Genomic DNA, 24,435 nt, shown 5'->3' with positions numbered 1-24,435 from the left:
GTAATAACTTAAGCCCTCGGAGCGCCCGCACGCCGTCGGGTGGAAGAATAGTGCGATGAGCACACCGAGTCCGCTGGGCGGACGCAACCGCGCCATGTTCCCGACGCTGCCACGAGGCGAGGTCGTCGGCACGTTCGAGAGCTATCCCGAAGCGCAGCAGGCCGTCGACGTGCTGGCCAGGGCCGACTTCCCCGTCGACAAGGTCTCCATCATCGGCAGCGACCTGAAGAGCGTCGAGCGCGTCACCGGCAAGCTCAGCTGGGGCCGCGTGGCCGTCGCAGGAGCCGCCTCCGGAGCGTGGCTCGGCATCTTCTTCGGGCTCCTGCTCGTGATCTTCTCTCCCGCCACCAACTTCGGCTTCGTGATCGCCGCCGTGCTGATCGGGGCGGGGTTCGGGATGCTCTTCGGAATCGTCTCCTACGCGATCAACCGCCGCCGCCGTGACTACACCTCGGTGATGCAGGTGATCGCGACGAGCTACTCGGTGCTGGTCGACCCGGATCTCGCCAACCGCGCGCGCAACCTCATGCAGGGCGCGCCGCAGGAGGCCTCGCCGTACGGGCATCCGTCGGAGCCGCCGGTCGCGCGGCATCCGTCTGACCCGCCTCCGGCCCCGCCGGCCCCTCCTGCGCCTCCTGCGCCTCCGGCCCCGCCGCTCGCGCCGCCGAGCGGCCAGGAGCCCCCGGCCCCTCCGGCCTCCCGCTGACCCCGGCCCCCGAGAACGCCGAAGAAAGGGTCCCGATCTACCGCGCGACACTCGCGCACACGGTAGATCGGGACCCTTTCTGTGTCAGGGGCGGGAGGCGGGAGCCGGGAGCCGGGTCAGCGGAGGCGCTGCACCCAGGCCTCGACGTCGTCCGCGGTGCGGGGGATGGCGATCGACAGGTTCTCGGCGCCGTCGGCAGTGACCAGGATGTTGTCCTCGATGCGCACCCCGATGCCGCGGAACCGCTCCGGAACCGTCAGATCGTCGGGCTGGAAGTACAGGCCGGGCTCGATCGTGAACGTCATGCCGGGCTGAAGCACGCCGTCGAGGTAGAGCTCGCGGCGCGCCTGGGCGCAATCGTGCACGTCGAGGCCGAGGTGGTGGCTCGTGCCGTGCACCATGTAGCGGCGGTGGTGCTGGTTGTCCGCCTCCAGGGCCTCCTCCGCCGTCACCGGGAGGAGCCCCCACTCGGCGGTGCGCCGCGCGATGACGCCCATGGCCGTTGCGTGGATCTCACGGAACCGGATGCCCGGGCGGACGATCGCGAACGCCGCATCCGCCGCCTCGCGAACCGTCTCGTAGACGAGTCGCTGGGTCTCGGTGAACGTCCCGTCGATCGGGAGGGTGCGGGTGATGTCGGCGGTGTAGTAGCTGTCGACCTCGACTCCGGCGTCGAGCAGGATGAGGTCGCCGGGGATGACGGGGCCGTCATTGCGGGTCCAGTGGAGGATGCACGCATGCGGACCGCTCGCGGCGATCGTGTCGTAGCCCACCGCGTTGCCGTCGGCGCGGGCGCGCCCGTTGAAGACGCCCTCGACGAGACGCTCGCCGCGAGGATGCGCGGTGATGCGCTCCAGGTCGCCGATCACGTCGTCGAAGCCGCGTGCGGTGGCGTCGACGGCCACGCGCAGCTCGCCCACCTCGTAGGAGTCCTTGACGAGGCGCAACTCGGAGAGGTCGCGGGCGAGCCGGTCGTCCCCCTCGTGGTCCTCGGCACTCGCGTCGTCGCCGGCGGCGACCAGGCGGGCCGTGTCGATCCGGTCGGTGAGCTCGTCGTCCGCCTCGCGCACCAGGAGGGTGCCCGCGTCGGTGGAGTCGACGACCGCAGTGAGGTCGGCGATGCCCCGCGTGGCCAGGGCGAGGTCGCCGGCCACCTGGGCGAGCGAAGGACGCGGGCCGATCCAGAACTCGCCGATCTCAGGGTTGGCGTAGAACTCGTCGGAGTAGCGCCCGGCTCTCTCGCGGAAGTAGAGCGTCGCCTCGTGCCCGGCCGCGGTCGGCTCGAGCACGAGCACGCTGCCCGGCTCCGAGTCGGAGCCCCAGCCCGTCAGGTGGGCGAACGCCGAGTGGGCACGGAACGCGTAGTCGGTGTCGTTGGAGCGCTGCTTGAGGCGACCGGCGGGCACGATGAGCCGCTTGCCGGGGTGCAGCTCGGAGATGCGGGCGCGGCGGGCGGCAGCGAACGACGCCTGCTCCCGGGCATCCGGAACCGGCTCGGCGCGGTCGGCCCAGCCGCTGCCGATGTACTCCTTGAACCCGTCGGACCCCGGAGTGGTCGAACGGTTGGAGGTGGCGCGGGGTTCGGGGGTGGACGTGGACTGCTCACTGGTCTGCTGCGACGACATGCCTCTCATTCTTCCACTCCTAGGATGGAGGTCATGGCTGATGAGCGACGCTTCCGTGGTCCCATCGACCTGCACACCCATTCGAGCGTCTCCGACGGGACCGAGACGCCCGCGGAACTCGTGCAGGCCGCGGCCGCGGCCGGGCTCGGAACGGTCGCGCTCACCGACCACGACTCGACGGCCGGGTGGCTGGATGCAGCTGCCGCAGCGGGGGACGCCGGTGTGACGCTCATCCCGGGCATGGAGCTCAGCACCCGCATCGAGTTCGCGAGCGTCCACATGCTCGGCTACCTCTTCGACCCGGCGAACGAAGCGCTCGTCGCCGAGACGGAGCGCATCCGCGTCGGTCGGCTGCGTCGCGCGGAAGACATGGTGCGCCGCATCTCCGAGGACTACGACATCACCTGGGACGACGTTATGGACCAGGCCACAGAGGGTGCGACCGTGGGGAGGCCCCACATCGCCGATGCTCTGGTGGCGCGCGGGCTCGCCTCCGATCGCAGCGCTGCGTTCGCGGGCATCCTGCACTGGCGCGGCGGCTACTACCAGCCGCACTACGCTCCCAACCCGCTCACCGGCGTGCGCCTGATCCGCGAGGCGGGCGGGGTGCCGGTGCTCGCGCATCCCGGAACCGGCGGCCGCGGCCGGGTCATCCCGGAGGACCGGCTGGCCCGTCTGACCGAGGCCGGACTGTTCGGGCTCGAGATCGACCACCGCGAGAACACGGTCGACGGCAAGGAGCGACTGCGGGAGCTCGCCGCGAAATACGGCCTCGCGATCACCGGGTCGAGCGACTATCACGGCGCCGGAAAGCCCAACCGGCTGGGCGAGAACACGACGGCGCCCGAGGTTCTCGACCGCATCATCGAAGAAGCGACAGGCGCGGCGCCCTTCTACGCCTCCTGACGATCACCGCTTAGCCTGTACCGGGGAAAGCAACGGGAGGTGAGCGCGTGAAGCGTTCGAACTGGTCCGTGGGCGCCGTGACAGCCGTGCTGGTGGCCGCACTCGTGACCGCGGGCGGTGCCGGGCCCGCTCTGGCGGACACGTCGTACCCCTCCTGGGGCGACGTGCAGGCGGCGAAAGCGAACGCGGCGGCCTCGCAGGCGAAGGTCGTGCAGATCAACGGCCTGCTGGCCGGACTCCGGACGGCGGCGAACGCGGCAGGAGATCTGGCCGTGAAGCGCGCGGGAGAGTACGGACAGGCCGTGACAGCGTTGACGGCGGCGACCCAGAAGGCCTCTGAGCTCGCTTCGGAGGCGAAGACGGCGACCGCGAAGGCGGCCTCGCTGCGCGCTCAGAGCGGAACCCTCGCCTCGCAGCTCACCCGCTCCGGCGGCTCCGAGCTGTCGTTGCGGCTCTTCCTGACCGGCAATGACCAGACCGGCTCGTCGAAGCTCCTGTACCAGCTGGGGGCGATGTCGAAGCTGGCCGACCAGGCGAGCACCCTGTTCGCCGACGCGAACGCCCAGAAGAACCTCTCGCTGTCCCTGAGCTCGCAGGCCTCGACGGCGGAGAAGGTCCGAGACCGGCTCGCGGAGCAGGCCAAGAAGGCCCTCGCCGTCGCACAGGCGGCGAAAGAGGCGGCGGATGCGCAGCTCGCCTCGCAGAAGAAGCACGCGGACACGCTCTACGCCCAGCTCGCCTCGCTCAAGAACACCGCGGCGTCGGTGGAGAGGAAGTATGAGCAGGGCCAGGCCGCAGCAGCGGCGGCGGCAGCGGCCGCAGCGGCGGCAGCGGCGGCGGCAGCAGCAGCAGCAGCAGCGAACGACGGCGGGGGCGGGGGCGGTGGATCGGCTCCGGTTCCCGGAGTGGTCTCCGACCCGGCGGGCGCCCAGGCGTACGCGTCGAGCCGCCTCGGCGCCTACGGCTGGGGCGGAGACCAGATGGGCTGCCTCATCTGGCTGTGGAACCAGGAGTCGGGCTGGCGGGCCGACGCCTACAACACGTCCAGCGGCGCCTACGGCATCCCGCAGTCGCTTCCGGCCAGCAAGATGGCCACGGCCGGGCCGGACTACATGACCAACGGGAACACCCAGATCAACTGGGGACTCGACTACATCAGCGGCCGCTATGGCTCACCGTGCGGTGCGTGGGCGCACGAGGTCTCGTTCAACTGGTATTGAGCCGGAGCGGTGTGCGGCGGTATGACGCGGACGAGCCCGGACCTGCGAACAGGTCCGGGCTCGTCTGTGTCAATGCGTGATTGCGTCAGCGCTTGACGCCGTCAATGCCGCGACAGCGTCAGCTGGCGGGCGTGGTGGGCGCCCCGCCGCGGGAGCGACGGCGCCGGCGGCGCGGTGCGCTGTTGCCGTCGTGGTGCTCCACTCCGCCGCCGTCGTGCGTGCCGGCGGCCTGCGATGACTCGCTGCTCGGCGCGGTCTCACCGGCGGGGGAGCCGGCCGGCCGGCCGCCGCGGGTGCGGCTGCGGTTGCGGTTGCGACTGGCGTCGGACGAACCGGTGCGCTCGTCGTGGCTGCGCTCGGGACGATCGCCGCGCGGCGCGGACTCGGTCTTGACGGCCGGCGTCGGCTTGAGGCGGCCCTTCGAGCCGGCCGGGATGTCGAGATCGCTGAAGAGGTGCGGCGACGAGGAGTACGTCTCGGTGGGCTCGGGCTGGCCGAACTCGAGGGCGCGGTTGATGAGAGCCCACTTGTGCAGGTCTTCCCAGTCGACGAACGTCACGGCGATGCCGGTCTTGCCCGCGCGGCCGGTGCGGCCGGCACGGTGGAGATAGGTCTTCTCGTCGTCGGGGATCGTGTGGTTGATCACGTGGGTGACGTCGTCGACGTCGATGCCGCGGGCGGCCACATCCGTCGCGATGAGGATGTCTTTCTTGCCTGCCTTGAAGGCCGCCATGGCGCGCTCGCGCTGCTCCTGGTTCAGATCTCCGTGCACGGCGGCGGCGTTGAAGCCGCGGTCGTTGAGCTCCTCGACCAGCTTGGCCGCAGCGCGCTTGGTGCGCGTGAAGACGACGGTCTTGCCGCGTCCCTCGGCCTGCAGGATGCGCGCGACGACCTCGTCTTTGTCGAGCGAGTGCGCCCGGTAGACGAGGTGCTTGATGTTCGCCTGGATCTGGCCCTCGTCGGGGTCGGTGGCGCGGATGTGGATGGGACGCGTCATGAAGCGGCGCGCCAGGGCCACGATCGGGCCGGGCATCGTCGCCGAGAAGAGCATGGTGTGGCGGGTGGCCGGGGTCTGCGCGAACAGCTTCTCGATGTCGGCCAGAAAGCCGAGGTCGAGCATCTTGTCGGCCTCGTCGAGCACCATCTCGCGCACGTTGCCGAGGTTGAGGAGGTGCTGACCGGCCAGGTCGAGCAGACGGCCGGGGGTGCCGACCACGATCTGCGCGCCCGACTTGAGCTGGGCGATCTGGCCCTCGTACGCCTTGCCGCCGTAGATGGCGACGACCTCGGTGTCGCGATTCGACGCCGCCTGGGCGAGGTCTTCGAAGACCTGCACGCACAGCTCGCGGGTCGGGACCACGACGAGCGCCTGCACGCCGGGCTCCGGGTGGAGGCCGAGTCGCTGGATGAGGGGGAGACCGAAACCGAGGGTCTTGCCCGTTCCCGTCTTCGCCTGACCGATGATGTCCTGGCCGTCGAGGGCGAGGGGGATGGTCTGCGTCTGGATGGCGAACGGCTCGATGATGCCCTTGGTGGCCAGAGCGTCGACCATGTCCTGATCGATGTTGAGTTCGGAGAAAGTCACGTAGTTATGCCTGTTCAGATTGAGGTGATGGGGTCTACGCCCTGTTCCTCGTCGCAGGCGTAGGGCCGTCGATCCAACGCCGACGGCGGATCAAGTCTACTCGACGCCCCCGTTACACTGCTGTACGTGGCATCCAGGTTCCCCCGACGCCGGCCCCCGGTCGAGCTTCCCCGACTCAAACCGCGGGACACCGCGATCCAGGCGACCAGGGTCGATCTGCACGAGGTGATGCCCGATCTGCTCCCGTATCTGGGACAGGCGGCCTATCTGCAGCTGGAGGCGTTCCAGTCGCTCTCGCGCGTGGTGGGCCAGGTCGACGATCTCGCCGCCAAGGAGAGGATCTCGGCTGCAGCCGGTGCCTCCCTGTCGAAGCACCACGGCATCGTCGCTGAGATCCGCCGTCGCGGCGACGACCCGTCGGAGGTCATGAAACCGTTCGCCGACGAAATCGACGGGTTCAGCGCGCTCACCACGGGGTCCGATTGGCGGGAGACCCTGCTCGCCGTGCTGGTGACGAGCGGCCTCCTCGACGACTTCTTCATCCGGCTCGCCTCCGGCCTCCCCGGAGACGTCGGGCCGCGCATCGCATCGTTGCTGGGGTCGGACGGCGGTCAGGACGGCATTGTCGAGGTGCTGCAGAACGAGATCGGCGCCGACCCGAAGCTCGCCTCGCGGCTGGCCATGTGGGGAAGGCGGCTGGTGGGGGACACGCTCCTCGTGGCGCGCTCGGCCTTGCACCTCTCGGGCAACCCGGCGGCCGACGAGGAGCGGATCGAGCCGATCTTCACCGAGCTCATCGCGGCTCACACGCGCCGGATGGACGCACTCGGCCTCACCGCGTAGCCGAGCGGCGGTGACAGGCTAGCGCGCGACCGCACCCTTTGTGAGGTTCGCGAACAGCTTGTCGTCGCTGGAGGTGCGCACGCGGCCGATCACCAGGTCGGCGACGGTCACGATCACGGCGGTGCCGACGAGCGTGATCCACCAGATCCAGCCGCCGTTCCACTTGAGGCCCGCCCAGGTGAGGGCGACCCACAGCACGCTGGCCGCCATCACGCCGATCGCGGGCACCAGAACGGAGCCGTGCGTGTGGCGGTGCGGAAGGAAGTAGCGTGCCCCGAGGCCCAGGATGGCCCCGCCGAGTGCGACGAAGAGCAGTTCCATCGTCGTCGCTCTAGCCGACGAAGCCGATGCGGCGGGCCTCGTCGCTGCCGATCTCGACATACGCGATGCCGGCGGTCGGGATGAGGTAGACCTTGCCCTTGTCGTCAGTGAGACGAAGGAAGCCGGTGCCGCCGGTGAGCGAGGACTGAACCTGCTCGGCGATCTCCTCGACCGACTGCGTCGACTCGAAGCTGAGCTCGCGGGGAGCGTTGACGATTCCGATGCGGATCTCCACGTGTGGTGCCTTTCGAATCTGGCCGGCGGATGTGAGTTCAGACTACGACACTCGGCTCACGGCGCTGCGCAACGTTCTCTGTCGGCGGACGCCGGTAGCGTTCACAGCATGACGATCCGAGGTTTCCGGCCCCGCCCGCAGGCGGTCAGCGATCGGGAAGACCTCGCTCTCGACGACTCCCAGCTCGACGTGCTCACCCTGGCCGACGGCGCATCTGCCGCGGTGCTCGGCGCACCGGGCACGGGCAAGACCACCACGCTGGTCGAGGCCCTGGCGGAGCGGGTGCTGGTGCGCGGCTACGCGACCGGCGAGGTCCTGGCGCTCACCGCATCCCGAGCCTCCGCCACGCGCTTGCGCGACCGCATCGCGCTGCGCGTCGGCGTTCCGACCAACGGCCCGCTCGCCCGCACGGCCACCTCGCTCGCCTTCCAGCTGGTGGGGGAGCGGGCGCGCGCGAACGCGGTGGAGGCGCCGCGCCTGCTCACCGGAGGCGAACAGGACCAGATCATCGCCGAGCTGCTGGCCGGTCATCTCGAAGACGGCACCGGACCGGCGTGGCCGGAGCCGCTGGTCGACGAGGTCCGGATGCTCCGCGGATTCCGCACCGAGCTGCGAGAGCTGATGGGCCGGTGCGTCGAGCACGGGGTGACGCCCAGCAGGCTCGCAGAGCTCGGGGCGATCAGCGGCCACGACGAATGGCGGGCGGCCGCCCGGTTCATCGGCGAATACCAGCGGGTCGTCGACAGCTATCGCGGAAGCTTCGTCGACTCGGCCGAGCTGGTGGCGGAGGCCGTCTCGGTGGTGCGTGGCGGCGGCGGGCTCGGAGGCCTACGCCTCCTCCTCGTCGATGATCTGCAGGAGGCCACGGCCGCCACGCTCGGCCTGCTGCGGGCGTTCGCCGCCCGGGGCGTCGCGGTGGTGGCGTTCGGCGATCCGGACGTCGCGTCCACCGCTTTCCGCGGGGCGCAGGCCTCGGCTCTCGGGCAGCTGGATGCTCGGCTCGGCGTTCCCGTCACACGCTTCGTGCTCACCACGGCGCATCGGCAGACCCCGGAGCTGCGCGAGCTGACGTCGCGCGTGACCGAACGCATCGGCACGGCTGCGGCAGGGGTGCAGAGGCTCGCCGCGGCGGATCGCGTCCGGGCCGGCGATGCAGCCGGCGATCCCGCCACGCCCCCGATCGTGCGCATCGAGGCGTCGTCGGCGCCGGCCGAGGCCGCCCGGCTCGCCCGCCAACTGCGCGAACGGCACCTGCTCGACGGGGTGCCGTGGAACGAGATGGCCGTCGTCGTTCGTTCGGGCGCCCACGTGCCCTCGCTCGCCCGCGCGCTCGCGGTGGCCGAGGTGCCCACCAAGACGTCCGTCGCCGGGCGTGCGCTGCGCGACGACTTCGCGGCCCGCCAGCTCATCACTGTCGTCGGTGTGGAGCTCGGGTCGATCGACCTGACCGCGCCGGTCGCCACCGATCTGCTGCTCGGGCCGTTCGGCGGTCTCGACGGCATCAGCCTGCGTCGGCTGCGCCTCGCCCTGCGTCAGGAGGAGCTCGCCGGCGACGGCAACCGGCAGGCGGACGACCTGCTGGTCGAAGCCCTCGGCGCCCCCGGCCGTCTCGCCACGATCGACTCGGCCCCGGCGCGACGGGCCAGCCGGCTGGCTGAGACCCTGAGCGGCGGGCGCGAGAAGGCTTCGGCCGGCGCCACAGTCGAAGAGCTGCTCTGGCACGCCTGGGAGCGGAGCGGGCTGGCCAAGCGGTGGCTCGAGCAGTCCGAGCGCAGCGGCATCGTGGCCGACGAAGCCAACCGTCATCTCGACGGCGTGGTGGCGTTGTTCACGGCCGCGCGCCGGTTCGTCGAGCGCTACCCCGAGAGCCCCGCCTCCCTGTTCGTCGACGAGCTCCTCGGTGCGGAGGTCCCGGAGGACACGCTCGCCGCTCAGACCGCTTCCGACGCGGTGCTGGTGTGCACGCCGAGCGCCACGATCGGCGCCGAGTTCGAGGTCGTGGCGGTGGCCGGACTGCAGGAGAGCGTGTGGCCGAACCTCCGGCTGCGCGGCTCGCTCCTGCACCCGCAGAAGCTCGGCGAGGTCGTGGAGGGAAGCGACTCCGACACGGCCGACGAACGGGCTCAGGTGATGGGCGACGAGCTGCGGATGTTCGCCCTCGCCATCTCGCGGGCGCGCGGCCAGGTCATCCTCACGGCGACGGCGAACGACGACGAGCAACCGTCGCCCTTCCTGCGCCTCGCCGGGGAGCTGGCGGTCGACGACACGGACGACTCCGCGCATCCGCTGTCGTTGCGCGGCATGGTCGGCCGTCTGCGCCGCCGCCTCGTCACCACCGGCTCGCCTGACGCCGCCGAGGCTCTCGCCCGGCTGTCCGCCGCCGAGGTCCAGGGCGCCGACCCGGCCGGCTGGTACGGCCTCATCGAGCCCTCGACCGAGGAGCCGCTGGTCGACCTCGACGACCCGGAGGCCCGTGTGCGGGTCTCGCCGTCCCGCCTCGAGACATTCGAGAAGTCGCCGATGGCCTGGTTCGTGGATGCGATGTCGTCGTCGCCGAGCGGCCTCGCCGCGGGCATCGGGACGGTGGTGCACGCCGTGATGGAGGAGGTGAGCACCGAGCCGGGAACCGACCTCAGCGTCGAGCGCATCTGGAGCGGCGTCGAGTCGCGGTGGGGTGAACTGCAGTTCGAGTCGCCCTGGCTGGAAGAGAAGGAACGGCGCCGCACCCGCCGGCTGGCCGAAGGCATGTCCGACTACCTGCGCGACTTCGACCGGGCGGGCGGCGTGCTGCTCGGATCGGAGGGAGAGTTCACCCTCGAGCTCGGACAGGCGCTGGTCAGCGGCAAGATCGACCGCGTGGAACGCACGCCCGAAGGGACCATCGTCATCGTCGACCTCAAGACCGGGAAGACCGTGCCGCCCAAGGCGAAGGTCGCGGAGCACGCCCAGCTCGGCGCCTACCAGCTCGCACTGGAGCACGACGCCATCGAGCAGGCACGGGATGCCGAGCTCCCGTCGGGCGGAGCGAAGCTTCTGTTCGTGAGCAAAGGCACCAGAGGCAGGACCTACCAGGAGGCTGCGCAGGAACGGCTCGACACCGACGGTCTCGACCGCCTGCGGAAGCGCGTCGCCGCGGCGGCAGAGGGCATGGCGGCGAACACCTTCGTCGCGGTGCTCGACCTCGACGAACGCGACCCGCACGCGAAGTACGAATACCGCATCCACCTGGTTCCGGCGGTGAGTGCATGACCGAAGAGAACCTCGACGACGTCCTCGAGTGGGAGGTCGACGCACTGACGCTCGACCTCGTCGAGCGTGCTCTCGCCGAGGAGACGCCACGCCCCGCACGGCGCATCAGTGCCGTGCAGATCGCGGGCGCCCTCGGGCTCCCGACGCCCACGGAGCAGCAGCAGGCGGTGATCGAGGCGCCGCTGGCGCCGGCGATCGTGGTGGCCGGCGCCGGCAGCGGCAAGACCGAGACGATGGCGAACCGGGTGGTGTGGCTGCTCGCCAACGGGCACGTCCGGGTCTCCGAGATCCTCGGGCTCACGTTCACCCGCAAGGCGGCAGGAGAACTGGCCCTGCGCATCCGCCGACGCATCGAGCAGCTCGCGGCATCCGGGCTCACCGACATCGAGTTCGACCCGTTCGACGCGCCCAACGTGGCCACCTACAACTCCTTCGCGAACGCGATCTTCCGCGAGAACGCACTGCTGATCGGCCGCGAGCCCGAGTCGGCCGTGCTGAGCGAGGCGTCGGCGTGGCAGCTCGCGCGCCGGCTGGTGGTGACGAGCACCGACGACCGGCTGGTCGAGCTCGAGAAGAGCGTCGACCAGGTCACAAGCGCTGTGATCGCCCTCAGCCGGGCGCTGAGCGAGAACGTCGTGGAGGCGGCCGACGTCGCACGGATGACCGAGCGGTTCGCCGGGTTGGCGGAACTCCCCACCGGCAGCGGCCGCGTGGCGGACATGTACCTCTCGGTGCGCACGGCGATCGCAGTGGTCGGATCGCTCCCGCCCCTGCTCGATCTGGCCGAGCAGTTCGCTGCGGAGAAGGTGCGCCGCGGATTCGTGGAGTACTCCGACCAGGTCGCCCTCGCCCTCCGGGTCGGCGAGCGGCTCCCCGCGGTGGTCGACGACTATCGCGAGCGCTATCGCGTCATCCTGCTCGACGAGTACCAGGACACCTCGGTGGTGCAGACGCGCCTGCTCTCGCGCCTGTTCGCCGGGCAGGCCGTGATGGCCGTCGGCGACCCGCACCAGTCCATCTACGGCTGGCGCGGTGCGAGCGCCGCCAACCTGGGCCGGTTCTCGCTCGACTTCACCGGCGCGCGCGATGGCGCGATGGAGTACGCGCTCTCGACCTCGTGGCGCAACCCGACGCGCGTGCTCGACGCGGCGAACGTTCTCGTCGAGCCGTTGTCCGCGGCGTCGCCGGTCCACGTCGAGCGGCTCGGCGCGCGTCCCGGAGCGGTGCCGGGCGAGCTCGACACGCGATTCGAGCAGACCGTCGCAGACGAGGCGGAGGCGATCGCGGGCTGGCTGGGGGAGCGCCTCGAACGACGCGATGCCGACGGACGACCGCCGAGCGCGGCTCTCCTCTGCCGGTCCGTCAAGAAGATCGACGCCTTCACCGGCGCGCTCGCCCGTCACGGCATCCCGTATCACGTGCTCGGTCTGGGCGGCCTGCTCGAGCAGCCGGTGATCGCCGACCTGGTGAGCGCCATGCGCGTCATGCACGACCCGACAGCAGGGTCGGAGCTGATCCGGGTGCTGGCGGGTGCGCGCTGGCGCCTCGGGCCCAAGGACATCGCCACTCTGCGGGGCGTCGCCTCTTGGCTGGCGGCGCGCGACCACCGGTTCCGCGAACTCGATCCGGCGGTGCGCGAACGCCTGCGGCAGTCCGTCGCGGGCGACGAGTCCGCCTCGCTCGTCGACGCCCTCGACTTCGTCGTCGAAGCGCCCGACGGACACTCGCAGCTTACCGGCTTCAGCGCCGAAGGCCTCGGCCGGATGCGCGCGGCCGGCCGCCAGCTCGACTATCTGCGGTCGAGGGTCGGCCTCGACCTGCTCGACCTCGTCACGCTGGTGCAACAGGAGCTCCTGCTCGACATCGAGGTCGCCGCCAACGAGACCGCGCAGCTCGGCCAGGCCAGCCTCGACGCGTTCGCCGAGCAGGTGTCGTCCTACCTGGCCAGCGACGACCAGGCGACCCTCGGCTCCTTCCTCTCCTGGCTCGCCGAGGCCGAGCGGCGCGACAACCTGGCCCCGCGCAGCGAGGACCCCGAGCCGGGAACCGTGCAGATCCTGACCATCCACGGGTCCAAGGGACTCGAATGGGACATCGTCGCCGTGCCCCGGATGGTCGACGGAGAGCTGCCCGGCGGGCCGCGCAGCAAGAAGGGCTGGCTGGAGTTCGGGGCATTGCCCTTCGAGTTCCGCGGGGACTCGTCCGAGCTGCCGATGCTGGCCTGGCGCACCGCCGAGACGCAGAAGGAGGTGGACGAGGCGGTCAAGGCGTTCGAGGCGGAGATCGTCGAACGGCACGCCGCCGAGCAGCGCCGGCTGGCGTACGTCGCCGTGACCAGGGCGAAGGAGAGCCTCCTGCTATCGGGCTCCTACTGGTCCACGCAGACGAAACCGCGCGGGCCGGGAGCGTTCCTGCTCGAACTGCAGGCCGCCGGCCTTCTGCCGGAGGACGCCTTCCCTGAGTGTCATGAGCCGGACGAGAATCCGCTGACCCTCACGGCGGAGACCGTGGCGTGGCCGCTCGACCCCCTGGGATCGCGCCGGGAGCGGGTGGAGGCCGCGGCACGCGCCGTGAGCGCCTCGCTCGACCGCGGCCCGGGCGACGGAGGGGTCTACGCCCACGACATCGACCTGCTCCTGGCCGAGCGCGCGAATCGAGCGACCGACGCCGAACTGGTGGAGCTGCCGACGCGCATCCCCGCCTCCCGGTTCAAGGACTACGTGACCGATACGGCCACCGTCGCGGCGGCGTTGCGGAGGCCGATGCCGGAGCGGCCATACCGGCAGACGCGGCTCGGCACGCTCTTCCACGGCTGGGTCGAGCAGCGCTACGGCACCGTCGCCGGAGGGTCGGATGTGATCGACGCCGCAGCGGCCGAACTCGACGACCCGGTGGGTGAGACGCTCGAATCGGCCGAACTGGGGGAGCTCCGGCGCACCTTCGAGGCGAGCGAATGGGCCGACCGGCGACCCCACGAGGTGGAGATCGAGATCCACGTGACGCTCGCCGGCCACGTCATCGTCTGCAAGCTCGACGCCGTCTACCCGGCCGACGACGGGGTGCACACCTACCAGATCGTCGACTGGAAGACCGGCAAGGCGCCACGCGACGCCGACGACCTGGAGCGCAAGCAGCTGCAGCTGGCGCTGTACCGGCTCGCGTACGCGCGGTACGCGGGAATCGACCCGCAGTTCATCGACGCGGTCTTCTACTTCGTGGCCGACGACACGGTCATCCGGCCCGAGCGCATCTACTCCGAGGAGGAGCTGCGCTCGCTCTGGTCGTCGACGACGGGCTTCATGCCGCCCGCGTGACCGTACTCCTCGGAGTTGCGGTCGCCGGGCGTGCGGTCGAGCATCGCCTCGACATCGTCGACGGCCAGGATGGGTCCGGTCGCGGTGGAGAGCGGCGTCGCCGAGTTCGTGTGCACGCGGTCGACCAGGCCGTCGAGCATCTCGACCGCGTCGTCGACGATCGACTGGTTGCGCACCTCGCGGCCGTGCAGCAGCCAGCGGGCGACCTCGAGCTCCGCGTAGAGCATCGCGCGCTGGGTGAACTGACGGTCGGTGGCCACCTGGCGGGTCGACGCGTAGGCGCCGAGCGCGCCGCTGGTGGCGTCCGGGCTCATCGCGAGGAGCCAGTGCAGGTCGCGAGCTGGGTCGCCCACCCGCAGCGCCGACCAGCCGAGCACGGCGGTCACCGACTCCTCCTCCACGAGGAAGGACTCGGCCGTGAGAGCGCCGTTGATGACGGTCGGCTGGAACTGCCAGAGCGACAGGTCGGCAGCGGCATCCCGCCACCGGTCGCGCAGCGCGCTCGGGAGCAGCCCGGTCGCCGCCGCCGACTCGATCAGCGACGTCGTCGACGTGTGGCATTCGGTCGCGCTCAGCACCGGAAGGCCGGCTTCGCCCACGAAGTTGGTCGGAAGCGTGTGGATCGCCGCGATCGCGTGGCCGATGGAACCCGCGAGACCGTCGCCCGGCGGGACCTCGTCGACCTCGATGTGGTGGCCGGGAAGGAAGTCGTAGACGACGGCGCGGGTTCCGCCGACCGGCGTCTGGCCGAGGTAGGTGGGCACGTCGAAGGGCAGACGGCTCCGGATGCCCGTGGTCAGCGCACGCAATGCCACGAGATCCGCGCTCTGCTCGGTCTCCGCCCCCTGCGACGCCGGGACCCGGATGATGCGCGTCTGCCCATCGCGTCCGCTGAGGAGGGCGGAGTCGAACTCGGCCGCCCCGCCCAGGCTGTAGCTGCGGGTTCCGGAGACCTCGAGCCCCGCGACGGCGGAGGTGGCCAGCGCGGCTAGAGTGAGATGGGATCTGGCCATGAACCCTAGGTTAAATGGACTTCCCCGCGTGGGCTTGTTCGCCACGCCTTGAAAGGACCCCTATGTCGCCCTTCCCTCTGAGCGCTCTGCCCCTCTCGCGGCACGCCATCGACCGCGATCACGTCTCCCGGTCGCGTCCGGCGCTGTTCGACGAACTGTGGGAGGAGCCCACCACGCGTGTGCTCGCGCTCTGGAAGGGGCGTGCGCTGCTCACGGCGGAGAGCGTGGAGGCGGCAGCTCCCGTGGCCGACGGCTGGGGATCGTCCGACGGCGTCGCTGCACTCGACCTGCTGCCGGTGGAGCGGGTCACGTCGGCTCTGCTGCGGGTCTACCTGGGTCGCACGCTGACCGCCACCGAGTCCGAGCCGACCGGCAGCGCCGTCGTGCTCGAGGTGCTGACGGACGCCGCCGCCGCCGAGCTCGAGCCCGACGAAGCGCGCTGGGGCAACCTGCGCACGGTCGCGACGGCCTTGAGCGACCGGGATGCCGGGCTCTTCACCGAAGCGCTGGCCATCGCCAACTGGCACGCCACGCACACGCACTGCCCGCGCTGCGGCACTCCGACGGTGGTCGAGCAGGCCGGATGGGTGCGCCGCTGCTTCGAGGACGGGTCCGAGGTCTTCCCCCGCACCGACCCGGCGGTGATCGTCTCCGTGCTCGACGACGACGACCGCCTGCTCCTGGGCTCGAACGCGATGTGGGAGCAGTCGCGCTACTCGCTGCTCGCCGGGTTCGTGGAGCCGGGGGAGTCGTTCGAGTCGGCGGTGGAGCGCGAGATCTTCGAAGAGGCGGGGGTGCGCGTGGTCGACGCCGAGTACAAGGGGTCGCAGCCGTGGCCGTTCCCGGCGTCGGTGATGGTCGGCTTCACCGCGCGGATCGCCTCCGATCAGGATGCGGCGGCGCTCGACCCCGACGGTGAAGAGATCCTCGACCTGCGCTGGTTCAGCCGGCACGAGCTGTGGGAGGCGCGCGATCAGGTCATCCTGCCGGGCCGCTCGTCGATCGCCCGCGCCCTCATCGAGGACTGGTACGGCGGATCTCTCGACGAGCCCCCGGTCGCGGCGCCGGTCGTGCCGTGACGCCGGAGAACCTCCTCGACGGTCTCGACGCCCAGCAGCGGGTCGCTGCCGAAGCGCTGCTCGGCCCGGTGTGCATCCTCGCCGGTGCGGGCACGGGCAAGACGCGGGCGATCACGCACCGCATCGCCTACGGCGTCGCGAGCGGGGCCTACGCCCCGAACCGCGTCATGGCGCTGACCTTCACGAACCGGGCGGCGGCCGAGCTCCGCGGCCGGTTGCGCCAGCTCGGCGCGGGCGGTGTCGCGGCTCGCACGTTCCACGCCGCGGCCCTCTCGCAGCTCAACTTCTTCTGGCCTCAGGTGGTCGGCGGGCAGCTCCCGAGTGTGCTCGACAGCAAGGGGCGCATCCTGGGTCAGGCGGCCGAGCGTCTCGGATTCAAGGTCGACACGGCGACCCTGCGCGACGTCGCTGCCGAAGTCGAATGGCGCAAGGTCTCCGGTCTGACCGTCGAGCAGTACGCCGCGACGATCGCGTCGAGGAACCTCCCGGGCAATCTCGCCGCTGAGCAGGTGGTGAAGATGCTGCAGACCTACGAAGACCTCAAAGACGAGCGCAAGCAGTTCGACTTCGAGGACGTGCTGCTCGCCTGCGCCGGCATGATCGAGATCGAACCGGCCGTCGCCATGCAGGTGCGCGAGCAGTACCGGTTCTTCGTGGTGGACGAGTACCAGGACGTCTCGCCGCTGCAGCAGCAGCTCCTCGACCTCTGGCTGGGCGGACGACGCGACGTGTGCGTCGTCGGAGACGCGAGCCAGACCATCTATTCGTTCGCCGGTGCGCGCAGCGAGTACCTCCTCGACTTCGAGCGCCACTACGCCGGCGCGACGGTCGTGCGGCTGGAGCAGAACTACCGCTCGACACCCGATGTCGTGGATGCGGCCAACCGGCTCATGCGGGGGCGCTCCGGTGCGCTCACCCTCCGCGCCTCCGTGACCCGGGACGAACAGGGCGAGCCGGTCGAGACCAAGGCGGCTCCGGCGTCCGACGTTCCGCCTCCCGCGGGGTTCCCCGACGATCGCGCCGAGGCCAGGGCCGTCGCGCAGCAGGTCGCCGCCGAGCTCGCCGCCGGAGCCAAGCCCGAGGACATCGCGATCCTCTACCGCGTGAACGTGCAGGCCGCCGCGCTCGAGCAGGCCCTCGGCGACCTCGGGATCAGCTATCAGATCCGCGGCTCGAAACGGTTCTTCGACCTGCCCGAGGTGCGGCAGGCGATCATGTCCCTGCGCGCCGCGAGCGTCTCGATCGCCGACGAGCCCCTCTTCAAATCGGTCAGCGACGTGCTGCGTTCCCTGGGTTGGAGTCAGGAGCCGCCGGATGCCCGGGGAGCCGTGCGCGACCGCTGGGAGTCGCTCAACGCGATCATGGGACTGGTCGACCTGGCGCCGGCCGGCACCACCTTCCGCCGCTTCACGGACGAGCTCCTGGTGCGCCAGGCCGGTCAGCACGAGCCGACGCTCTCGGCCGTCACACTGGCGACACTGCACTCCGCCAAGGGACTCGAGTGGGAGTCGGTGCACCTCATCGGGCTGAGCGAGGGTCTCGTGCCGATCAGCTACGCCAAGACCTTCGAGCAGATCGACGAGGAGCGCCGGCTGCTCTACGTCGGGATCACGCGTGCCAGGCGCCGTCTGCGGATCAGCTGGTCGGCGACAGGAAACCTGGGCGGCCGGGCACTGCAACGTCAGCCGTCCCGTTTCCTGGCAGAGCTCGGCACCCGCACGCCTCGTGCGGCCGGTGAGCCCGTTCGGTCGTGATCCCGGTCTCATAGTCGAGCGACAGGCCGAGGTGTGCGAGGCGCCGCGAACCGCGGACCGCACGATCGAGCACCGCGCGTCCGGCGACGGCCGCCACGGCTGTGGTCACGAGACTGGTCTCGCGGCGGGCGTCCCGGGTGTAGAGCTGGCTCGCCATCGCGGGCCAGTCGGGCTCGCCGTCGGAGCGGTGCAGGTCGAGGCAGCCCAGGCACGGGCCGTCGCCCGGCTCGACGAGCGGGCCGATCGTGACCGTCTCGTCGCCGAACACGACCGGGAGGTGGGGCACGTCGCGTCGGAGCCACCTCCGATGGCGCTCCGGCTCGATGGCGAACGAGCCGAGGATCACGGCGGCGTCGGCCGCCCGCACCGCCGGATCGCTCCAGGAGAGGCCCGCGCGCACGTCGGCGCCGCTCTCCCGCAGCACCTGGAGGAGACGGCCCGCGGCTCGACCGGCCCCGTCGACGACGATCAGGGGAGGCGTCACGGTGCCCGGTTCGCCGGAGAGCACCGGAGCGAGGCGCTCGAGGAACCTCTCGGCGGCCGACGGATCGCCACCGGCGCGCTCCGCCACGAGTTGCAGGCCGGAGAGCGTGACGCCGGCGTCGAGTGCGACGAGCATCCGCTCGTCGGCGTTGCTGAGGCCGGTCAGCGTGAGCACCGGCCGCTCCACCCCGAACTGCAGGGTGGCCGGCGAGCGCCAGACGCGGTGAATCCGTGGGTCGAGTGCGAACGTCATCCCCGCATCATGCCGCGAACGGCATGAGTCGCGCAGAAGTTATCCACAGGCGAGCGTGCGGTTACTCCTCCGTCGGGCGCTCGGTGTCTCCGCGCAGCAGGTCTTCGAGTGCCTGGTCCACGGCGTCGCGCTCCGGCTCCTCGCCGTTCGCCGTCGCTGTGAGGCGTGCCACGAGGCCCGACGGGTCGTCGAGGTCGCCGGCCTGGGGGAGCAGGTCGGGGTGCGACCAAAGGTCGTCGCGGGCATCCGGGCCCACCGCCTCGGTGACCGCCTGCCACATGGCGGCCGCCTCACGCAGCCGGCGCGGACGCAGCTCCAGGCCGACGAGGGTGGCGAACGCCGACTCGGCCGGGCCTCCGGATGCACGGCGACGCCGGACCGTCTCGGCGATGGCGTCGGTCTTGGGAAGGAGCTTCGTAGCGTTGGCGGTGACGACGTCGACCCAGCCCTCGACGAGGGCGAGAAGCGTCTCCAGCCGGGCCAGAGCCTCCAGCTGGTCGTCGGACTTCGGCGGGATCAGCGCGCCGCTGACCATCGCCTCGCGGAGCTCTTCCGGGTTCGAGGGGTCGAAGCTCTCTGCGAGTTCTTCCAGACGGTCGGTGTCGATGGTGATGCCCTTGGCAAAGGCCGTGATCTGGGTGATGAGTTGCAGGCGCAGCCACTTCGCGTGACGGAAGAGGCGGGCGTGGGCCAGCTCGCGCACCGCGAGGTAGAGCTGGATCTGGTCGGCGGGGATGTCGAGACCGTCGCCGAACTCGGCGACGTTCTGCGGGATGAGCGCCGCGGTCCCGTCCTCCATCAGCGGGATGCCGATGTCGCCGCCCGAGACGACCTCCTTGGCCAGCTGCCCGACCACCTGACCGAGCTGCATGGCGAAGAGGGCGCCGCCGATCGAGCGCATCACCTGACCGGCGTTCGCGATCATGCCCTGCATCTCTTCGGGCGCCTGCTCGGTGAGAACACGGGTGAGGGCGTCGGAGATGCTCAGTGCCACCGGCTCGGCGAGTTGCGACCAGATCGGCATCGTCTGACGGGCCCACTCGGCACGGCCGATCAGCTGCGGGGGAGTGGTGAGCTCGGCCACGGTGGTCACGTTGTCGAGCCAGAGCGCTGCGACGTTGAACGCCTGGTCGAGGTGTGCGCGCTCGGCCGGGGTGACCGCCTGCGCGCCCTCTGACGCGAGAGTGCGCGCCTGCTGGAGGGCGAGATCCCAGTTGATGCCGCCGTCGGAACTGCGGATGGCGTTCTGGAGCTGACCGAGGAGCTGCTGGATGCTCGCCGGATCGTTCGGGAGACCGGCGGCCCCGGCCAGCTGGCTCGGGTCGATGGAGGAGTTGCCCGACAGGAACTCGCGCAGCATGTCGCGGAATTCGTCGTCCGGCTCCTTGTTGGGGTCGTCGGCCATCGTCTGCCTCTTTCGTGTGGTGCGGCTTTCAGGCTTGGAATCTACGCTAGCCCGTGATCACCGGCCCCGGGTGAGAATTGGCCTAGGCTCGTGGCTCGGGATGTGCGCCCGTGGCGAACAAGCGAAAGGTACCTGTGTGAGCCTCTTCACCGACGACGACCTGCAGCCTCTTCCGGAGGAGGAACGGGTCCGTGTGGCGCCCCCGCGGCGCGTCGTCATCGGCTGGTCGCTGGTCGCCCTCGCTTTCGTCCTCACCCTGATCCTCGCGCTGGTTCCGGCGCCGTACGTCATCGAGCAGCCGGGCCCGGTGTACAACACGTTGGGCAAGGATCAGCTGGTGGGCGCGACGCCGAGCCCGGATGCGAAGCCGCTCATCACCATCCCGGACAAGACGACCTACCCGACCGCCGGCTCGCTCGACCTGCTGACGGTGTCGGTGGTGGGAAACCCCGACCAGCGGCCGAACTGGTTCGAGGTCGCACGCGCCTGGTTCGACCCGAGTCAGGCCGTCCTCCCGGTCGACGTCGTCTTCCCCCCGGGGACCACCACGGAGCAGTCGAACGCGCAGAACGCCGCCCTCATGGTCGACTCGCAGCAGGATGCGGTGGCGGCGGCGCTGAACGATCTGGGTTACGAGTTCCCCGAGGCGGTCGCGGTCAAGCAGATCATCAAGGGCAGCCCCGCCGCTTCGGTGTTCAAGGTGGACGATGAGATCGTCAGCGTGAACGGCAAGCCGGTGCCCGGGGTTCAGACCCTGAGGAAGCTCGTCGCGGAGAACGGCGTCGACAAGCCGGCGGAGGTGGGGATCGTGCGCGACGGCGTCGCGTCGACGGTGTCGATCACGCCCGCGAAGTCCGGCGGTCAGACGGTTCTGGGGATCGGGGCCGGCATGGACTACACCTTCCCGTTCGACGTCAAGATTCAGCTCGACAACGTCGGAGGACCGAGCGCCGGCCAGATGTTCGCCCTCGGAATCATCGACAAGCTCACCCCGGGCAAACTCAACGGCGGCGAACGCGTGGCGGGAACCGGCACCATCGACAACGAGGGGAACGTCGGCGCGATCGGCGGCATCCGGCAGAAGATGTACGGCGCCCGCTCGGCGGGCGCCACGTACTTCCTTGCTCCGCAATCCAACTGCGACGAAGTGACCGGGCACATCCCGCGAGGCCTGAAAGTGTTCGCGGTCAAAACGCTCGACGACTCGCTCAAGGCGCTCCAAGCGGTGAGCACCGGAGGCAGCACAGCGGGGCTCGCCACCTGCCCCGCTTCATAGGGCGTGCACAGGGGCTCATAGGCCGCGCATAGGCTCGCCGGAGCACGGCGCGAGCGCAGCAATCTTGCAGCGTCCCGCGCCTAGGATGGTCCCTGACCTTTCCACGCGAGAGCAGAGGCCCATACGTGAGTTCAACAGCAGCAGTTCGACCTCCAGGACGCCGTCGCGCGGCAATCTGGATCACTCTGGGCGCGGTCGTCGCGCTGGTCATCCTCTTCTTCGTGTTCGCCGGGCTGTACGCCGACATCCTCTGGTACCAGCAGGTGGGCTTCCTCAACGTGCTCACCACGCAGTGGCTCGCGGCCGCGGTGATGTTCTTCATCGGGTTCTTCGGCATGGCGGTGCCGCTGTGGCTGGCCATCCAGCTGGCGTACCGACTGCGCCCGGTCTACGCCAAGCTCAACACGCAGCTCGACCGCTACCAGCAGGTGATCGAGCCGCTCCGCCGCCTGGCGATGTACGGCATCCCGATCGTCTTCGGCATCTTCGCGGGCGTCTCCGCCGGGTCCCGCTGGCAGACCGCGCTCCTCTGGCTCAACGGCACGAGCTACGGCCAGACCGACAAGCAGTTCCATCTCGACATCGGGTTCTACCTGTTCGACCTGCCCTTCTACCGCAGCCTGGTGGGCTTCGCCTCGGCGGTCGTCATCATCTCGCTCATCGCGACGCTGGCCACCTGCTACCTGTACGGCTCCATCCGGGTCAGCGGCCGCGAGGTGCGCATCTCCAAGTCGGCGCGCATCCAGATCTCGGTGATCTCGGCGGTCTACCTGCTGCTGCAGGCCGTCAGCATCTGGCTCGACCGCTATGCGACCCTCACCGACGCCAACGTGAACGACCAGATCAACGGCGCTGCGTACACCGATGTGAACGCCACGATCCCGGGCCGTGCTGTGCTCGCGGGCATCGCCGTGTTCGTCGCCGTGCTCTTCATCGTCACGGCCTTCGTCGGCCGCTGGCGCTTCCCGATCGTCGGAACGGCGCTGCTCATCGTGGCCGCCCTCGTCGTCGGGGCGATCTACCCGTGGGTGGTGCAGCGCTTCCAGGTCGAGCCGAGCCAGAAGACGCTCGAGACGCCATACGTGCAACGCGGCATCGACGCGACACGAGACGCCTACGGCTTGAGCAACATCGACGTCATCCCGTTCAACGCCAAGACCACGGCCGAGCAGGGCGCGCTGCGTCAGGACGCGCAGACCACGGCGCAGATCCGCATCATCGACCCGGCGGTCGTCAGCCCGTCGTTCCGTCAGCTGGAGCAGTTCCGGCAGTACTACGCGTTCCCGAACAACCTCGCCGTCGACCGGTACAACCTCGATGGCAAAGAGCAGGATGCGGTGGTCGCGGTGCGCGAGCTGCAGCAGTCCGGCCTCACCAGCGCCCGCAACTGGTACAACGACACGGTCGTGTACACGCACGGCTACGGCCTGGTCGCCGCCTACGGCAACCAGCGTTCGGCCGACGGCCAGCCGGTGTTCCTCGAGTCGGGCATCCCGACCAAGGGGTCGCTCGGCACCTACGAGCCGCGCATCTACTTCGGACAGCAGTCGCCGACGTACTCGATCGTCGGCGGTCCGAAGGGCGGCAAGAACGTCGAGCTCGACTACCCCGGCGGAACGGGCGACGCGCAGCAGACGTACACGACGTTCGCCGGCAACGGCGGTCCGAAGCTCGACAACATCTTCAAGCGGCTGGTCTACGCGCTCAAGTTCCAGGACGAGCAGATCGTGCTCTCCGACGCGGTGAACAACAACTCGCAGATCCTCTACGACCGCGACCCGATCAAGCGCGTCCAGAAGGTCGCGCCCTACCTGACGCTCGACTCGCAGGCCTACCCGACGGTGGTCGACGGGCGGGTGAAATGGGTCATCGACGGCTACACGACGAGCGATCAGTACCCCTACTCGCACGTCGGCAGCCTGAGCGACGCGATCGCGGACACCGAGACGCCGAAGCCCGCGTACGCGTTCGACGACATCAACTACATCCGCAACTCGGTCAAGGCCACGGTCGACGCCTACGACGGGTCGGTCACGCTCTACGCCTGGGACGACAAGGACCCGGTGCTGAAGACGTGGGAGAAGATCTTCCCGACCACCGTCAAGCCGATGAGCGACATGAGCGCCCAGCTGATGAGTCACGTGCGCTACCCGGCCGATCTCTTCAAGGTGCAGCGCTCGGTGCTCGGGCAGTACCACGTGACCGACGCGGGCTCCTTCTACTCGCGTGAAGACGCCTGGACCACGCCGAACGACCCGGTGTCGGCGTCGACCAGCCCGACCCTGCAGCCGCCGTACTACCTGACGATGCAGATGCCGGGACAGACATCTCCGGAGTTCTCGCTCTACACGACATTCATACCGCAGGCCTCGAGCGAGGCCAGCAGATCGGTGCTCAAGGGCTATCTCGCCGTCGACTCGAACGCCGGGTCGACGAAGGGGGTGAAGGCCGATGGCTACGGCAAGCTGAGACTCCTGAGCCTGCCGTCGAGCGACACGGTGCCCGGGCCGGGGCAGGTGCAGAACAGCTTCAACTCCGATCCGAGCGTGTCACAGCAGCTCAACCTGCTCAGACAGGGCAAGACGGACGTGATCAACGGCAACCTGCTCACGCTGCCCGTCGGCGGCGGTCTGCTCTACGTGCAGCCGGTCTACGTCAAGTCCACCGGCGAGACCAGCTACCCGCTGCTCCAGAAGGTGCTGGTGGCGTTCGGCGACAAGATCGCGTTCCAAGACACCCTGGATCAGGCGCTCGACGTGCTGTTCGGCGGCAACTCCGGTGCGACCGCCGGCGATACGAACATTCCGACCGGGACGAGTCCGCCCGCCTCGGGCGGCACCGGGTCCGGTTCGGGCACCAGCACCCCGACTGACAACGCGGCGCTGCAGCAGGCCCTGCTCGACGCTCGTGCGGCGCTCACCGACCGCACCAACGCCCTCAAGGCCGGTGACTGGACGGCGTACGGTCTGGCCGACGCGCGACTGACCAAGGCGCTCGCCGACGCGCTGGCAGCCGAAGGGTCGACCGGCAAGTAGCGGCGAGGACTCGCGCAGCAGAGTGGCGGGGGGGGGGGAGCCCGGCGGGCGCCCAGGGGAGGGGGTCGGAGTGTGGGGTTTTGTTAGAGCGGAAAACAAAAAAAATAGAGTGGCGGGGGCGGCCCCCGCGGAG

Annotated in this window: 17 protein-coding genes; 10 read left to right on the top strand and 7 right to left on the bottom strand. The window is 70.1% G+C overall.

The window, feature by feature from the left end:
* Positions 1-55 precede the first annotated feature (55 nt).
* Positions 56-706, top strand: coding sequence for a general stress protein (locus ACFVV5_RS09260; protein WP_387242306.1), 651 nt, complete (start codon positions 56-58; stop codon positions 704-706).
* Positions 707-822: 116 nt separating this feature from the next.
* Here the strand turns inward: ACFVV5_RS09260 and ACFVV5_RS09255 are convergent, their stop codons facing one another.
* Positions 823-2,331 carry an aminopeptidase P family protein gene (locus tag ACFVV5_RS09255; protein ID WP_387242303.1) on the bottom strand — a complete coding sequence of 503 codons (1,509 nt, stop codon included), beginning with the start codon at positions 2,329-2,331 and terminating at the stop codon, positions 823-825.
* A gap of 33 nt (positions 2,332-2,364) precedes the next feature.
* On the opposite strand from ACFVV5_RS09255, the gene ACFVV5_RS09250 reads away from it, so the two are divergent.
* Positions 2,365-3,237, top strand: a complete 873-nt coding sequence (locus ACFVV5_RS09250) for a PHP domain-containing protein (protein WP_387242300.1) — start codon at positions 2,365-2,367, stop codon at positions 3,235-3,237.
* Between the two features lie 47 nt (positions 3,238-3,284).
* Entirely contained in the window at positions 3,285-4,457 is a 1,173-nt protein-coding gene (locus tag ACFVV5_RS09245; protein WP_387242297.1) for a hypothetical protein, read from the top strand.
* Between the two features lie 118 nt (positions 4,458-4,575).
* Here ACFVV5_RS09245 and ACFVV5_RS09240 read toward each other — a convergent pair whose 3' ends face one another.
* Positions 4,576-6,042 (bottom strand): DEAD/DEAH box helicase, encoded by a 1,467-nt coding sequence (locus tag ACFVV5_RS09240; protein ID WP_387242294.1) that lies wholly within the window; start codon positions 6,040-6,042, stop codon positions 4,576-4,578.
* 126 nt (positions 6,043-6,168) lie between these two features.
* Here ACFVV5_RS09240 and ACFVV5_RS09235 point away from each other — a divergent pair, with 126 nt between their 5' ends.
* Positions 6,169-6,885 (top strand): ferritin-like fold-containing protein, encoded by a 717-nt coding sequence (locus tag ACFVV5_RS09235; RefSeq protein ID WP_387242292.1) that lies wholly within the window; start codon positions 6,169-6,171, stop codon positions 6,883-6,885.
* Positions 6,886-6,903: 18 nt separating this feature from the next.
* Here the strand turns inward: ACFVV5_RS09235 and ACFVV5_RS09230 are convergent, their stop codons facing one another.
* Both ACFVV5_RS09230 and ACFVV5_RS09225 read right to left on the bottom strand, forming a co-directional pair.
* A complete protein-coding gene (locus tag ACFVV5_RS09230; RefSeq protein ID WP_387242289.1) occupies positions 6,904-7,206 on the bottom strand; it encodes a hypothetical protein in 303 nt (100 codons plus the stop codon).
* Positions 7,207-7,216: 10 nt separating this feature from the next.
* Positions 7,217-7,441, bottom strand: coding sequence for a DUF3107 domain-containing protein (locus ACFVV5_RS09225; protein ID WP_387242286.1), 225 nt, complete (start codon positions 7,439-7,441; stop codon positions 7,217-7,219).
* Positions 7,442-7,549: 108 nt separating this feature from the next.
* On the opposite strand from ACFVV5_RS09225, the gene ACFVV5_RS09220 reads away from it, so the two are divergent.
* Entirely contained in the window at positions 7,550-10,690 is a 3,141-nt protein-coding gene (locus tag ACFVV5_RS09220; RefSeq protein WP_387242282.1) for an ATP-dependent helicase, read from the top strand.
* Positions 10,687-14,004 carry an ATP-dependent DNA helicase gene (locus tag ACFVV5_RS09215; protein WP_387242279.1) on the top strand — a complete coding sequence of 1,106 codons (3,318 nt, stop codon included), beginning with the start codon at positions 10,687-10,689 and terminating at the stop codon, positions 14,002-14,004. The genes ACFVV5_RS09220 and ACFVV5_RS09215 overlap by 4 nt, the downstream gene beginning before the upstream one ends.
* On the opposite strand, the gene ACFVV5_RS09210 is transcribed toward ACFVV5_RS09215, so the two are convergent.
* On the bottom strand, positions 13,941-15,017 hold the full coding sequence (locus ACFVV5_RS09210; RefSeq protein WP_387242276.1) for a phosphotransferase: 1,077 nt from the start codon (positions 15,015-15,017) through the stop codon (positions 13,941-13,943). The genes ACFVV5_RS09215 and ACFVV5_RS09210 overlap by 64 nt on opposite strands.
* Before the next feature lie 62 nt (positions 15,018-15,079).
* Between ACFVV5_RS09210 and nudC the strand changes: the two genes are divergently transcribed.
* Complete coding sequence (gene nudC / locus ACFVV5_RS09205) at positions 15,080-16,096, top strand: NAD(+) diphosphatase (RefSeq protein ID WP_387242273.1); 1,017 nt, start codon at positions 15,080-15,082, stop codon at positions 16,094-16,096.
* Positions 16,093-17,850, top strand: coding sequence for an ATP-dependent helicase (locus ACFVV5_RS09200; RefSeq protein WP_387242270.1), 1,758 nt, complete (start codon positions 16,093-16,095; stop codon positions 17,848-17,850). The genes nudC and ACFVV5_RS09200 overlap by 4 nt, the downstream gene beginning before the upstream one ends.
* On the opposite strand, the gene ACFVV5_RS09195 is transcribed toward ACFVV5_RS09200, so the two are convergent.
* Both ACFVV5_RS09195 and ACFVV5_RS09190 read right to left on the bottom strand, forming a co-directional pair.
* Positions 17,732-18,586, bottom strand: a complete 855-nt coding sequence (locus tag ACFVV5_RS09195) for a TOMM precursor leader peptide-binding protein (RefSeq protein WP_387242267.1) — start codon at positions 18,584-18,586, stop codon at positions 17,732-17,734. The two genes, ACFVV5_RS09200 and ACFVV5_RS09195, sit on opposite strands and share 119 nt — an antisense overlap.
* 61 nt (positions 18,587-18,647) lie before the next feature.
* Positions 18,648-19,991, bottom strand: a complete 1,344-nt coding sequence (locus ACFVV5_RS09190; RefSeq protein ID WP_387242264.1) for a zinc-dependent metalloprotease — start codon at positions 19,989-19,991, stop codon at positions 18,648-18,650.
* A gap of 136 nt (positions 19,992-20,127) precedes the next feature.
* Here ACFVV5_RS09190 and ACFVV5_RS09185 point away from each other — a divergent pair, with 136 nt between their 5' ends.
* Positions 20,128-21,267 (top strand): PDZ domain-containing protein, encoded by a 1,140-nt coding sequence (locus ACFVV5_RS09185; RefSeq protein ID WP_387242261.1) that lies wholly within the window; start codon positions 20,128-20,130, stop codon positions 21,265-21,267.
* 125 nt (positions 21,268-21,392) lie between these two features.
* Entirely contained in the window at positions 21,393-24,302 is a 2,910-nt protein-coding gene (locus tag ACFVV5_RS09180; RefSeq protein WP_387242258.1) for a UPF0182 family protein, read from the top strand.
* The last annotated feature ends 133 nt before the right edge of the window (positions 24,303-24,435 follow it).

It is taken from the genome of Leifsonia sp. NPDC058248 (assembly GCF_042881905.1).
GTDB lineage: Bacteria > Actinomycetota > Actinomycetes > Actinomycetales > Microbacteriaceae > Leifsonia.
Note: the sequence above shows the minus strand (reverse complement) of the source record. Positions and strands in the feature narration are given on the sequence as shown.